At 66.1% G+C, this 12,531-nt stretch carries 11 protein-coding genes and 1 tRNA gene; 2 read left to right on the forward strand and 10 right to left on the reverse strand.

Going from position 1 to position 12,531, the window contains the following annotated elements; genetic code table 11:
* Positions 1–37 precede the first annotated feature (37 nt).
* Both ACFDR6_RS25615 and ACFDR6_RS25620 read right to left on the reverse strand, forming a co-directional pair.
* Positions 38–114: transfer RNA gene (locus tag ACFDR6_RS25615), tRNA-Val, on the reverse strand.
* Between the two features lie 142 nt (positions 115–256).
* Complete coding sequence (locus ACFDR6_RS25620; protein ID WP_317243835.1) at positions 257–619, reverse strand: hypothetical protein; 363 nt, start codon at positions 617–619, stop codon at positions 257–259.
* Positions 620–918: 299 nt separating this feature from the next.
* On the opposite strand from ACFDR6_RS25620, the gene ACFDR6_RS25625 reads away from it, so the two are divergent.
* Positions 919–1,779 (forward strand): class I SAM-dependent methyltransferase, encoded by an 861-nt coding sequence (locus ACFDR6_RS25625; protein ID WP_375859936.1) that lies wholly within the window; start codon positions 919–921, stop codon positions 1,777–1,779.
* 128 nt (positions 1,780–1,907) lie between these two features.
* On the opposite strand, the gene ACFDR6_RS25630 is transcribed toward ACFDR6_RS25625, so the two are convergent.
* From ACFDR6_RS25630 to ACFDR6_RS25655, 6 genes are all read right to left on the reverse strand, one after another.
* A complete protein-coding gene (locus ACFDR6_RS25630; protein WP_212089874.1) occupies positions 1,908–2,888 on the reverse strand; it encodes a cation diffusion facilitator family transporter in 981 nt (326 codons plus the stop codon).
* Between the two features lie 2 nt (positions 2,889–2,890).
* Positions 2,891–6,109, reverse strand: coding sequence for an efflux RND transporter permease subunit (locus ACFDR6_RS25635; RefSeq protein ID WP_375859938.1), 3,219 nt, complete (start codon positions 6,107–6,109; stop codon positions 2,891–2,893).
* Positions 6,102–7,079: a divalent metal ion exporter adaptor subunit IhpB gene (ihpB, locus tag ACFDR6_RS25640; protein ID WP_317243838.1), complete on the reverse strand. Its 978-nt coding sequence runs from the start codon at positions 7,077–7,079 to the stop codon at positions 6,102–6,104. Before ihpB ends, ACFDR6_RS25635 begins: the two co-directional genes overlap by 8 nt.
* Entirely contained in the window at positions 7,076–8,350 is a 1,275-nt protein-coding gene (gene ihpA / locus ACFDR6_RS25645) for a divalent metal ion exporter subunit IhpA (RefSeq protein ID WP_375859939.1), read from the reverse strand. The genes ihpB and ihpA overlap by 4 nt, the downstream gene beginning before the upstream one ends.
* 54 nt (positions 8,351–8,404) lie before the next feature.
* Complete coding sequence (locus ACFDR6_RS25650; protein ID WP_375859940.1) at positions 8,405–8,767, reverse strand: hypothetical protein; 363 nt, start codon at positions 8,765–8,767, stop codon at positions 8,405–8,407.
* Positions 8,768–8,884: 117 nt separating this feature from the next.
* The gene (locus tag ACFDR6_RS25655; protein ID WP_375859942.1) at positions 8,885–9,127 is read right to left on the reverse strand and encodes a hypothetical protein; all 243 of its coding nucleotides are present in this window, start codon (positions 9,125–9,127) and stop codon (positions 8,885–8,887) included.
* Positions 9,128–9,486: 359 nt separating this feature from the next.
* On the opposite strand from ACFDR6_RS25655, the gene ACFDR6_RS25660 reads away from it, so the two are divergent.
* Positions 9,487–10,371 carry a hypothetical protein gene (locus ACFDR6_RS25660; protein WP_375859944.1) on the forward strand — a complete coding sequence of 295 codons (885 nt, stop codon included), beginning with the start codon at positions 9,487–9,489 and terminating at the stop codon, positions 10,369–10,371.
* Positions 10,372–10,390: 19 nt separating this feature from the next.
* On the opposite strand, the gene ACFDR6_RS25665 is transcribed toward ACFDR6_RS25660, so the two are convergent.
* A complete protein-coding gene (locus ACFDR6_RS25665) occupies positions 10,391–11,227 on the reverse strand; it encodes an alpha/beta fold hydrolase (RefSeq protein ID WP_317239312.1) in 837 nt (278 codons plus the stop codon).
* A gap of 19 nt (positions 11,228–11,246) precedes the next feature.
* The gene (gene pepT / locus ACFDR6_RS25670) at positions 11,247–12,497 is read right to left on the reverse strand and encodes a peptidase T (protein ID WP_212089887.1); all 1,251 of its coding nucleotides are present in this window, start codon (positions 12,495–12,497) and stop codon (positions 11,247–11,249) included.
* Positions 12,498–12,531 lie beyond the last annotated feature (34 nt).

Genomic DNA, 12,531 nt, shown 5'->3' on the forward strand with positions numbered 1-12,531 from the left:
GGCTTGCCGAGCCGCAGTTCGCGAAGCGAGCGAAGGCTGGTGGGCGGTCACGGATTCGAACCGCGGACCCTCTCGGTGTAAACGAGATGCTCTAACCAGCTGAGCTAACCGCCCAAGTGCGCCTCTTTAGCGCCCCGGCGGGTGACGAAGCAAGAGCCGAGCGCGGGCGAACTGGCCCCAATCGGCGGCTTGGTCACAGTTCTCCCGCTGGCGGCGAACTGCCCTGCAGCAGGCCCGGTGCAGGGCAATTCCCTTGTCAGGCCGTCTTGGTGAACATCGTCAGAACCCCGTCGGCGATGTTGATCGCGACGACTTGTGACGAACTCAAGCCCTTGGCCTTGAGCACGGACGCTGCCTCCGGCGTGGCGTCGATGGACTGCCGGAGCGACTGGATGTCTTGATCGGTTGTGTGCGCCACGAGTTCATCGACTTTCGCCCGCACGGCCGGCTGCAATTCCTTGACGTCGACAACCTGTATGCTCCGGATCACCGTGCTGGACTGTGTCGACGACTGTTCCTCGCCGGGTTGCGACGATGCGCCCTGTGCCTGCACCAGAGCCGGTGTTCCGAGCGAGAGAGCTGCAATGATGACGGATGCCGTGAAGCTGCGCATGGTCATGCCTTTCCAGTTTGAGGAACGGCGAACCTATCGAGGAAATCTGGTTGGCATCTGATTCCGATGTGTCCGTTCGGTGAAACCAATGCGGCCGTAATGCGCAGGCACGAGATCGGCTGCTTCGGGTCTGGAGGCATTTATGGCAAGGGGGCTGGCTGGGCCCGCAGCGTCGCGTAGGAGACCGGCGCAGCCAGCTCCGGTTCCGGGAAGGGGTGCGCCGGACATCCCAACGTGATATCGCCGGTGTGCGGTTGTAGAACCGCGACGGACGGGCATCGCGAAAGGGAATGACCGGAGACATCATGCAACAGCCCAGCGGACATGAGCAAAACGCCGACCAGATCGCCTATTGGAACGGCCCGGGCGGGCAGCGCTGGGCCGATCGCCATGCGGTCCAGGAGAAGTTGCTCGGGCCTATCGCCGATGTGCTAATCGACCGCGCCAAGCCCGGGCCGGGCGAGCGCGTGATCGACGTCGGCTGCGGCTCCGGTGCGACGACGTTCGCGTTCGCGAAGGCAGTGGCGCCCGACGGGTTCGCGCTCGGCCTCGACGTCTCTGAGCCGATGCTGTCCCAGGCGCGTTCGCTGGCGCCGAAAGGCTTGCCGCTCGATTTCGCGCTGGCGGATGCGACGGTTCATCCGTTCGAGCCGGCGAGCTATGATCTGCTCGCCTCGCGTTTCGGCGTGATGTTCTTCGCCGATCCCGTTGCGTCCTTCACCAATCTCCGCCGCGCGCTGAAGCCGACCGGTAGGCTCGCCTTCGTCTGCTGGCGCGAGCCGAAGGAAAACCCCTGGATGATGGCGCCGCTGATGGCGGTCTACAAACACGTGCCCAAAATGCCGCCGGTCGGGCCGGAGGAGCCGGGCCCGTTCGCATTCGCCTCGGAAGAGCGTGTGATGCGAATTCTCAAAGGCGCAGGCTTCACAGGCGTGGCGATGGAGCCGCATGATCTCGCGATGGACGTTGCCATCGGCGGCGGCCTCGATGCAGCCGTGGACGGCGCTCTCCAGATCGGCCCCGCCAGCCGCGCACTCCAGGGCCATCCGCCGGAGACATATGAAGCTGCCAAGGCTTCGATCCGCGAGGCGCTCGCACCGTTCCTGAAGGGGCAGAGCGTGGCGCTCCAGGGCGCGATTTGGATCGTGACGGCAAAGGCTGGGTAGGGCACCGCGCTCTCTCCGCGTCATTGCGAGGAGCGCGTGCGACGAAAGCAGTCCAGAGTCCCTCCGCGGCGACAGTCTGGATTGCTTCGCTGCGCTCGCGATGACGACGTGGACGGGGCTGTGCCGCCTCAAACCACATCATCGGGCGCCAGCGCGCAGCCGTTGTCGGGATGCGTTTCCACCTGAAGCGTGGTGTGGCCGATGCGGTAGGCGGTCTTCAGCATCTGCGCCGTCTCCATCAGGAACGCATCGCCGGTGCCGGCGGGCATGACGAGGTGGCAGGTCAGCGCCGTCTCGGTGGTCGAGATCGGCCAGACGTGGAGATCGTGGATCGCCGAGACACCGGGCCGCGCGAGCAGGAACGCCCTGATCGCGGCGAGGTCGGTGCCCTTGGGCGCTGCTGCCATCGACATGTCGATGGAGCCGCGCAAGAGGCTGGTCGTGCTCCAGAGGATGGTGGCGCAGATGACGAGGCTGGTGACGGGGTCGAGCCAGAGCCAGCCGGTCCAGATGATCAGCGCGGCGGAGACCACGACGCCGAGCGAGACCGCGGCGTCGGCGGCCATGTGCAGGTACGCGCCTTCGATGTTGATGTCGTCCTTGCGCCCGCTCGCGAACAGCAGGGCCGTGAAACCATTGATCAGGATGCCGATGCCGGCGACCACCATCACGGTCACGCCTGCGACCGGCTCCGGCTCGCGCAGGCGCAAAATCGCCTCCCAGCCGATCGCGCCGGTTGCGACCAGCAGGAACACCGCATTGGCCAGCGCCGCCAGGATGGTGGAGGCGCGAAAGCCGTAGGTGAAGCGGCCGCTCGGCGCCCGCCGCGCCGCGATCGAGGCGCCCCAGGCCACGACTAGGCCGAGCACGTCGGACAGGTTGTGGCCGGCGTCCGCGAGGAGGGCGGTGGAGTTGCCGATATAGCCGTAGACCGCTTCGGCCACGACCAGCGCGATGTTGAGCGAAATGCCGATCGCGAAGGCCTTGCCGAAATTCGCGGGCGCGTGGACATGCGAGTGATCATGGCCATGACTGTGGTCGTGACCATGACCATGCGTATGGTCGCCATGATCATGGTGGTGATGACCGTGGTGGTCGTGGCCGGCCAATCCTAACGCTCCCGGGAAGTCGCCAAATCAGACGCCATTGTAGGCGTTTCACTTGCCCCGTCACGGCGGAACAGCATGTAGAGCGCCGGCAGCACCAGCAATGTCAGCACCGTCGAGGAGAGGATGCCGCCGATCACCACGGTCGCAAGCGGCCGCTGCACCTCGGCGCCGGCGCCGGTGGCGAGCGCCATCGGCACGAAGCCCAGTGAGGCGACGAGGGCCGTCATCAAGACCGGCCGCAGCCGCGTCAGCGCTCCCTCGCGTACGGCATCCACGACGGAATGCCCCTCGCTGCGCAGGCGCTCGATGAAGGCGATGATGACGAGGCCATTGAGCACGGCGACGCCCGACAGGGCGATGAAGCCGACACCGGCGCTGATGGACAGCGGGATGTCGCGCAGCAGCAGCGCAGCAACGCCGCCGGTCAGCGCCAGCGGCACGCCGGAGAACACCAGCGCCGCATCCGCCGCCGATCCCATCGCCATGAACAACAGCAGGAACACCAGCAGCAGCGCCACCGGCACCACGATCGTCAGCCGTTTGGTCGCCGAGACCAGCTGCTCGAACTGCCCGCCCCAGCCGATCCAATAGCCCGGCGGCAGCTTGACCTTCTCCGCCACCGCCGCTTCCGCCTCGGACACGAAGGAGCCGAGGTCGCGCGCGCGGACATTGGCCGTGACGACGATGCGCCGCTTGCCGTTCTCCCGGCTGATCTGGTTCGGACCGGGCGTCGCATCGACGGTCGCAACCGAGGACAGGGGCACGTAGCGCATCTGGGTGAGCGGGGAGGTGGCCAGTGCCGTTCGAACGGCAGCGCCGGAGCCGGCCTCCTCACCGGGCGGCAGCGGGATCGGGATGGCCCTGATGGCCTCGAGATTGCCGCGCAAATGCTCGGGCAGGCGCACGACGATGTCGAAGCGGCGATCGCCCTCGAACAGCTTGCCGGCCGACTTGCCGCCGACCGCGATCTCGACGATACCCTGCACCTCGCTGATGCTGAGCCCGTAGCGGGCGAGCGCCTGGCGGTCGAGCCGGACGGTGAGGATCGGCAGGCCCGCGACCTGCTCGATCTTGACGTCGCTGGCGCCGCGGATGCCGCGAATTGCGGCCTCGACCTGCTTTGCAGCCCCTTGCAGGATGTCGAGATCGTCGCCGAAGATCTTGACGCCGACATCGGTGCGCACGCCGGAGATCAGTTCGTTGACACGGAACTGGATCGGCTGGGAGATTTCATAAGCGCTGCCGGGAATCTCGTCAGCGGCATGCTCGATGGCCTCGATCACCTCGGATTTCGACTTGTCCGGGTCGGGCCATTCGGCGCGCGGCTTCAGCATGACGTAGCCGTCGGTCTGCGCCGGCGACATCGGATCGGTCGCAATCTCCGCGGTGCCGATGCGGGTGAAGAACTCCTTCACCTCAGGGATCCGCACGATGCGCTTTTCCAGCGCCTTCTGCAGGTCCAGCGATTGGGTGAGGCTGGTGCCGGGAATCCGGATCGAGGCCAATGCGACGTCGCCTTCGTCCAGGCTCGGAATGAACTCGCCGCCCATGCGCGAGGCGGCGATGCCGCTTGCGACCACGATGACGACGGCCATCATGGCGACGGCGGCCCGGTTGTCGATGGCAAACCGAAGCAGGGGGAGATAGGCGCGCTTCGCCGCCCGCATGAACAGGTTTTCGTGCTCGGACACCTTGCCGGTGACGAAGATGGCAACGGCCGCCGGCACGAAGGTGACGGAGAACAGCACGGCGGCGCCGAGCGCCATCAGCACGGTCAGCGCCATCGGCGTGAACATCTTGCCTTCGACGCCGGTCAGCGTCAGCACCGGCAGGTAGACCACCGCGATGATCAAGGTTCCGAACAGGCTCGGCTTGATGACGTCGCTCGACCCGCGCAGGATCGCGCGCAGTCGTTCGGGCGTCGTCAGCAGCCCGCCTTTCTCGCGCTGGGCGGCGGCCAGCATGCGCAGGCAGTTCTCGACGATGATCACGGCGCCATCGACGATGATGCCGAAGTCGATCGCGCCCAGGCTCATGAGGTTGGCGCTGACCTTGGTCTCGACCATGCCGGTGATGGTCAGAGCCATGGACAGGGGGATGACGCAGGCCGTGACCAGCGCGGCACGGATGTTGCCGAGGATCAGGAACAACACGGCCACGACCAGCGCCGCGCCTTCCAGCAAATTGTTCTGGACCGTGCGGATGGTGGCCTCGACCAGATCGGTGCGGTCGTAGACGGTCCGCGTCACGACGCCGTCGGGCAGCGATTTGCCGATGTCCTCCAGGCGGGCTGCGACGCGGCGCGCCACGCTGCGGCTGTTCTCGCCGATCAGCAGCATGGCGGTGCCGAGCACGGTCTCCTCGCCGTTCCACGTCGCCGCTCCCGTGCGAAGATCGCGGCCCTCTCTCACGCGCGCGACGTCCCTGATCCGGACGGGATTGCCGCCGCGCGAGCCGATGACGATGTCCTGGATCTCGCTGACATTGCCGACCTGACCCGGTGAGCGAACCAGATATTGCTCGCCGTTGCGCTCGATATAGCCGGCCCCGACATTGGCATTGTTGGCGGCGAGGGCCGTCATGACGTCGCGAAAGCCGAGCCGGTAGGCCATCAGCTTGCCCGGGTCGGGCAGGACATGGAACTGCCGCTCGAACCCGCCGATGGTGTTGACCTCGATCACCCCCGGCACGTTGCGAAGCTGCGGCCGGATGATCCAGTCCTGCACGGTGCGCAAATCGGTCAGCGAATAGTCGTGGCCGCCTTGAGTCTTGGCGCCCGCCTTCGCCTCGACGGTGTACATGAAGATTTCGCCGAGCCCGGTGGAGACCGGCCCCATCGCGACCTCGATGCCCACCGGAAGCTGGTCCTTCACCTGCTGGATGCGCTCGCCGACCAGCTGGCGGGCGAAAAAGATGTCGGTGCCGTCCTTGAAGACGACCGTCACCTGGCTGAGGCCGTAGCGCGACAGCGAACGGGTGTAGTCGAGCTTGGGCAGGCCGCCCATCGCGGTCTCGACCGGGAAGGTGATGCGCTGCTCGGTCTCCAGCGGCGAATAGCCGGGCGCGCGGGTGTTGATCTGGACCTGGACGTTGGTGATGTCGGGCACGGCGTCGATCGGAAGGCGCTGGAAATTCCAGGCGCCGAAGGCGAGGGCGCCGAGCGCGAATATGAGGACCAGCCAGCGCTGCTGCAGCGAGACGGCGATGAGGCGCTCAATCATGTTCGGCCTCGCCCTTGCCCATCTCCGCCTTCACGACGAAGCTGTTTTCGGCGACGTAGTGCTCGCCGGCCGCAAGACCGGCCTTGATCTCGACGAACCTTGGATCGGAATCGCCAAGCTCCACCGGGCGCGCCTCGATCTTGTCGCCGTCCTCGCGGACGAACACGATGGTCCGGTTCTCCAGCGTCTGGATCGCGCTGCGGCGCACGGCGACCGCGACCTCGCGGGCGGCGAGGATCAGCCGTGCCGTGACGAACAGTCCGGGGCGCAGGCGGCCGTCCGGATTTTGCAGCACCACACGGGCGAGTGCGGTCTGGGTCTCGCTCGAGCCGATCGGCGCCATGTAGGAGATCGTGCCCTTGATCTCGCCACGGCCGTCGTCGGGATCGATCAGCACCTCGTCATTGAGGCGAACGCGCCGGAGGTCCTGCCGGTAGATCGACAGATCGACCCAGATGGTGGAGAGATCGGCGACGACGAAGGCCGGCTTCTGCTCGGAAGCGTATTCGCCGAGCGAGATCTGTCGCTCGATGATCGTGCCGGCGATCGGCGCCTTCAGCTCGTAGACGGTGAGGCTCTGGTTGCTCTCGATCGCGGCGAGCAGATCGTCCTTGCCGACCTTGTCGCCGATGCGTTTCTGGATGGATTTGGCGAGGCCCGGGAAGCGCGGCGTCACCTGTACCACCGCTTCCTGGTTGGCGCGCAGGATGCCGTTGAAGGCGAGCGTGTCGGTGAGTGTCGCGCTCGCAGCCTCTGCCAGCGTGACGCCCGCGGCCGCGAGCTTGACGTCGGAGATGCGGATGCGATCGGCACCGTGCTCATCCTGCTCGACATGGTCGTTCGGCTTCTTGTGTTCCGAGTGCTCGGCATGCTCGCCGTGCGCAGGCTTGCCCGGCGCGAGCAGGGAATAGCCGTAAGCGCCGAGTACGGCGGCAAGGATGGCGACGAGAAGTGTAGAGGACGTCTTCATCGTGCGCTCTCCCGCGCCAGCGTGAAGGGGTTGCCGACGAGGCCTTCGATGGTTGCAACGCCCGCGTGGAAGTTCTGGAGTGCCTCCTGCTCCCGCAGCCGCGCCTGGGTGACGCTCGCCTGGGCGTCGAGCACCTCGAGCAAGGTGAAACGGCCCTGGCCGTAGCCTTGCGCGATCGCCTCGGACGCTTCAACGGCCTTGGGGATAGCGGTCTCGCGCAAGATCGCCAGTTCGCGCAGCGAGCCTTGCAGCGAATCGTAGGCCCGCCCGGCGATCACGATCAGCGTGTTGCGGTTGGCCTCGCGCTCGGCTTTGGTCTTGGCGAGGCTTTCCTGTGCCGAGAGGATGTTGCCCTGGTTCTGGTCGAACACGGGGATCGGCACCGAGAGGGTGAAGCGCACGGCATCGTCATTGGTCTCGTTGTAATGGCGCCAGCCGGCGGCGATCCGCACGTCGGGGTAAGGCCTGAGACGTGCCAGCAGCAGCTCAGCATTGCGCTGGGCGTACACGGCCGTCCAGCGCACCAGTTGCGGATTGGCGTCGATGGCGGCGACCACCGCCTGGAACGCGGGCGGTCGTCCCGTGGTGTCGAGCCGGCCCGAGACCTCGCCGAATTTCGCGGTGGGATCTCCCATCAGCACCGCAAGCTCGCGCCGGGCGCTGGCCAGCGTCGCCTTGAAGCGCTCGCGGTCGGCCTTCACCAGGGCAGAGGCAACCTCGGCGCGGCCGGTCTCGGCCGGCGAGGAGGCCCCAGCCTCGACGCGGCGACGCAGGAGCGGCGTCAATTGATCGATCGCGGCGATCTGCTCGTCCAGGATCTGGATGCGCCGCTGTGCGCCGAGCACGCTGAGGAAGGCGATCGCGGTCTCCGACAGCACCTCGAGCCTGACGGCCTTGCGCTGGATCGCGGCGACTTCGATGCCGGCTTGCCCGGCTGCGACCCGGGCCTCCCGCTTGCCGAACAGCTCGAAGGCCTGGCTGATCTGGAGCGTGGTCTCGGCCGATCGCGTCCCGCGATATCTGCCGGAGCCGAAGGAATCGTCCTGTTCATAGGTCAGTTCCGGATTGAGCTGCGCGCCGGCCTGGATGCGCTGTCCCGTGGCGATGCCGACGTCGCGCTCCGCCGCCGTCAGCCGCGGGCTTGCGGTCAGCGCGCGCGACAACGCGCTCCGCATCGTCAAAGTCTGGGCGTGAGACGGCGCAAGCGCCGCTCCAACAATCAGACACGCCGCCGCGCACGCCAGACGCGCGGCCATTCCCCTGCGAAACATGAAACCGACCTGTGAAGGATGAACCTATTGGGCGCCGAACGCCCGACCAATCCGTCAGGCAATATGTTTGGGAGGCGGGGAGTCGGTATCGGGGACAATTCCGGCGAGCCGGGGTGTGTGTTGCGACCTGGTGGCCGACACAAGCGCGACCGATGCGCCCGATGGCGCCGGCTGAGTCACCGTGAGCGAGAAGCAGCCGTGGCAATGATGCCCGCCGACGGCCTTGTGGTCGGTGTCAGCCGGGGAGCCGTCAAGAACCGCAGCGATCTCCGAGCTGCCGCCGGGCGTGGTGACGTCGATGTCGTGCGAGCCGTGCAGCGTGCTCGCGAGCAGATAGACAACCGCGATCAGCACAGACAGCAGCCCGCGCCAATGGCGCGGACGGGAAGTTCTGCAAGGCTGCCGGTTCGCGAGCACGACGTCACTCTGGTTACGGTCTGTGCCCGGCCTAGCATGGCGACGGGAACAGTGTCGACCCGCAACATTGTTACGTCCATGGAACAATTGCCGCAGCACTGCGTCGCGGCTGCCTCTTCACTGGCGCGCGATGACGCGTCGGCGCGGGGCAGTGGCTTCGATGTCGGCCGGGACGGTCGGGTCTTGGACGTGGCTGCCATCGTAGGCTTCCACGGTGATGGCGGCACGACGACCCGCTTCCATCGCCCGCTCCAGCCATTTGATGGCTTCATCGATCCACTGATCGTGGTGTTCGGGATCGGCGAGGGCCTTCTCCCGGAATGCATCCGCCTGATGCAGGCACGCCGTTCTGCGGTCCACGCGCCGCTCCCGATCCGGAAGGTTCCGCCCCGATCGCATCTTTGATGATCCCGGCGCCGGCGTCGTTAACATAGGACAAGCGAGGAAGAGATCAGGCGCTCCAAACGCGGAAAGGCCCCAGCCATGACCGGCTGAGGCCTTTGTGCTCACAATCTTCATCCTTGGGACTCGGACAGGTAACGCCCGCCTTGCCGGTTCGTTCCGCAACTGACACCGAATTAGGAACGTTATTCCTTCCTCCCGATTAGCGACCATAAAAAGGAGGATGGGACTATGGACGGATTGATTTATCTCATCGGCTTGATCGTCGTGATCATGGCGATCCTGTCGTTCTTCGGCCTGCGCTGAGAGGACGGCAAATGGAAACCCTCGCACGGGATAACAGGATGGAGGGCGGTGCGGCTGCCGACGACCGCCGGACCATCCAGTGGAGCTCGGTGCTCGCAGGCGCTCTCGCCGCGGGCGCAATGTCCTTCATCTTGGTCGGCTTTGGTGTTGCGGTCGGCCTCGGTGTCAGTTCGGCCTCGCCGACATGGCGCGATGCCTCGGCGGCGCTGGCGCTGCTCTCCGGGCTCTATCTGATCATCCAGGCGATCATCAGCTTCGGCGTCGGCGGCTACATCGCCGGACGGACGGCGCGACCGGCGCCTGCCCTGGCAACGGTCGAGGACGATGGCGAGCGGCGCGACGGGCTGCATGGACTGACGTCGTGGGCGCTGGCCGTGCTGGCCGGTGCGGCTCTGCTGGCGCTTCTTGGCGCTGCTGCGATCGACCGTTCGCCGGTGCGCAGCTCGGCGAGCAATACGTCCGCAGCCGAGCCTCTGTTGAGCTATGAGCTCGACAAGCTGTTCCGTGCGCCCCGCCGCGCGCCCAACACGGATCTGAGGGAAGCCCGCGCCGAAGCGGGGCGTGTCCTCATGACGTCGTCCAGCCACAGCGGCGTCAGCGCCGATGACCGGACCTACCTCGTGCAGCAGGTCGCCGCGGTGACGGGGCTGGCCGCTCCCGACGCCGAGCGGCGCGTCGATGCGCTGATCGCAGACTCCCGGACGGCCATCAACCGCGCGCGGCGCAACTCGATCATCGTTGCCTTCTCGGTCGCAGCCGCGACCCTGATCGGCGCCGCGGTCGCTTGGGCGGCGGCTGTCGCCGGCGGGCGCCACCGCGATGGAGAGCCGCTGCCGAACTGGATGGCGAGCTCCAACCGTTTCCATCGCAGCCCGCGCGCGATGCCGGTGCCGTAAGCTTGTCGGGGGCGAGGACCTATCGGTCCACCCCCGCATGCCGCTGAACGAACTCGGTAACGAGGGCAGTGATCTCCGCCGGGCGCTCCAGGCTGGGAAGATGGGCCACATCAGGCAATTCACGGCCCTCCGCGCCCGAGACTGCCGCGACGAGATGGCGACAGCGGTCCTGAACATAGGGGAAATCGAGGTCACCCCATATCACGAGGGTCGGCACCGCGATCTCGTGGAGCCGGTGGAAGAACGGTGTGACGTCGATGTCCGATCCGAACGGTGGAGAGCGGAGCGCGATGCCGTTCATCTCAAGCAGCAGATCGCGAGCCGGGCCGGCAACGCGGCCTTCGGGGGCCCGCGGTCCGTCCAGCCAAAGACGTGCCTTCATCGCGTTCATCCGATCGAGATCGCCGGATGCCTCGATCTCCTTCCATTGCATCATCAGTGTCGCGATGTCGGCTGGATAGGTTGGATCGGGTGCACCCGCGACATTGGGGGCAATCAGAACGAGCGCACGAACTCGCGAAGGATGGCGGATCGCGGCATCGAGCGCGATGCGCCCGCCGAGAGAACAGCCGACGAGGATTACGGGCCTGCCGCCTGCAGTCGCCTCCAGCACTGCGACGAGATCGGCGAGGGCGGAAAAGTCTTCAGGCTCGACGCGGGTTTGGCCGAACCCGCGCCGGTCATAGGCGATGGCCTTGTGCGTGGCGCTCATTCCGTCGAATTGAGCGCGCCACATGCGCCGGTCGCACACATTGGCATGGAGAAAGACGACCCCGGTGCCTTCGCCTGCGACTTCTGTCGCAAGGCCGGCACGGCCAGACGCGATGTATTGCATCGAGGCGCGATGATGATTCATTCCAGTCTCGTCGCGCGCTTCAGGCTTTCTCTTCCCAAATCATCGCCAGATGGACAATGGTCTGCACGGCTTTCTCCATGTCCTGCCGGCTGACCCATTCCAGCCGCGAGTGGAACGCATGCTCGCCGGCGAAGATGTTGGGGCAGGGCAGGCCCATGAAGGACAGGCGCGAGCCGTCGGTGCCGCCGCGGATCGCGGTGCGCATCGGACGCAGGCCGGCACGACGGATCGCCTCGATGGCGTATTCGAGCACGTGCGGGTGACGGTCGATCACCTGCTTCATGTTGCGGTACTGCTCGCGCACCTCGAACTTGTAGGTCGAGCGCGGATAGTCCTTCATGACGTCCTTGACGATGCCCTCGAGCAGGTCCTCTTTCTCCTTCAGCCCTTCCTCGGTGAAGTCGCGGACGATGAAGGACAGGCTTGCCTGCTCCAGTGCGCCCTCGATGCCGATCGGATGCAGGAAGCCCTGCTTGCCCGACGTCGTCTCCGGCGAGCAGCCTTCCTTCGGCAGCCGCTCGACGATGGCGGCGGCGATCTTGATCGCGTGCTCCATCTTGCCCTTGGCGTAGCCGGGATGGGCGCTGACGCCGTTGATGGTGATGGTGGCGCCGTCGGCCGAGAAAGTCTCGTCCTCGACGCAGCCCGCGCTCTCGCCGTCCATGGTGTAGCCGAAATCGGCGCCCAGCTTCGTCAGGTCGACATTGTCGACGCCACGGCCGATCTCTTCGTCCGGCGTGAACAGGATCTTGATGGTGCCGTGCTTCACATCGGGGTTGTTGATGAAGAAATGCGCGGCATCCATGATTTCGGCGACGCCGGCCTTGTTGTCGGCACCGAGCAGCGTGGTGCCGTCGGTGGTGATAATGTCGTTGCCGATCTGGTTCTTCAGCGCAGGGTGCTCATTGAAGCGGATGACCTGGCTGGTGTCGCCCGGCAGGGTGATGTCGCCGCCACGATAGTTCTTCACCAGTTGCGGCTTGACGTCCTTGCCCGTGACGTCGGGCGAGGTGTCCATGTGCGAGCAGAAGCAGATCACCGGCACCTTCTTGTCGGTGTTGGCCGGGATCGTGCCGTAGACATAGCCGTAATCGTCGAGATGGGCGTCCGTAACGCCCATGGCTTTCAGCTCGGCGGCGAGCACGCGGCCGAGATCCTTCTGCTTCTCGGTGGATGGCGAGCTGGGGGATTCCGGATCGGACTGGGTGTCGATGGTGACGTAGCGCAGGAAGCGCTCGGTCACGGTATGCGAGAAGGTGAGGGAGGACATTTCTGGTCAAACCGCCGAGGTCAGGGGAAGCGGG

It is taken from the genome of Bradyrhizobium tunisiense (genome assembly GCF_042263385.1).
In the GTDB taxonomy this organism is placed as follows: Bacteria; Pseudomonadota; Alphaproteobacteria; order Rhizobiales; family Xanthobacteraceae; genus Bradyrhizobium; species Bradyrhizobium tunisiense.